The sequence below is a fragment of the Thermogemmata fonticola genome (assembly GCF_013694095.1).
GTDB classification, from domain to species: domain Bacteria; phylum Planctomycetota; class Planctomycetia; order Gemmatales; family Gemmataceae; genus Thermogemmata; species Thermogemmata fonticola.
The window spans coordinates 1-554 of sequence record NZ_JACEFB010000043.1 but is presented as its reverse complement, the minus strand read 5'-3'; the positions used below and the strand labels follow the sequence as shown (position 1 = coordinate 554).

General features: G+C 64.8%; 2 protein-coding genes. Both read right to left on the bottom strand.

Going from position 1 to position 554, the window contains the following annotated elements:
- Positions 1–344: hypothetical protein (locus tag H0921_RS17610; protein WP_194539840.1), on the bottom strand; the 344-nt coding region annotated here is incomplete at its 3' end.
- The coding region (locus tag H0921_RS17605) for a hypothetical protein (RefSeq protein WP_194539839.1) at positions 283–554 on the bottom strand (272 nt) is incomplete at its 5' end. The genes H0921_RS17605 and H0921_RS17610, both read right to left, overlap by 62 nt.

Sequence of the window (554 nt, the reverse complement as noted above, 5' to 3'; positions counted from 1 at the left end):
CCCAAAGCGTCCAGCGGCAAGTTCTGCCGAGCCACCTGCTTGCGAATCCACGGCGCCCCATCGACAATGCCGATCTTTTCGTCCGCCAGATCAAGGCGCAGCCGAACCGCCTGACGCCGCATCAGCCGCCCCGCCGCTGCGTGGTCGCCCTGGGTACCTTCCACCAGCCGATGCCGCCGCGTGTCGTCATAGTAGACGACCAGCTTGAACTCCTTGAAGGCCTGGTCGGCACCAGGTCGCAACGGCGGCAGCGGCTTGGCCTTTTTGCCCCGCAGCTTACGCTTATGCTTGATCGTCGCCCGCCGTTTGCGCTTCTCCGCGTCCGTCACCAGCGGCACCATCACCCCGTCGCAGCCAAAGTAAACCCGCGTCTTCGCCCGAGCCGACGCGGAAGACTTCGAGGGGGAAGCAGACGATGACGCTTTCGAGGCATTCGCTGACGCGGCGGTGACAGTCGAAGCGTTCGCTGGCATGGCGGTGACAGTCGAAGCGTTCGCGGTCGAAGCGTTCGCTGGCATGGCGGTGACAGTCGAAGCGTTCGCGGTCGAAGCGTT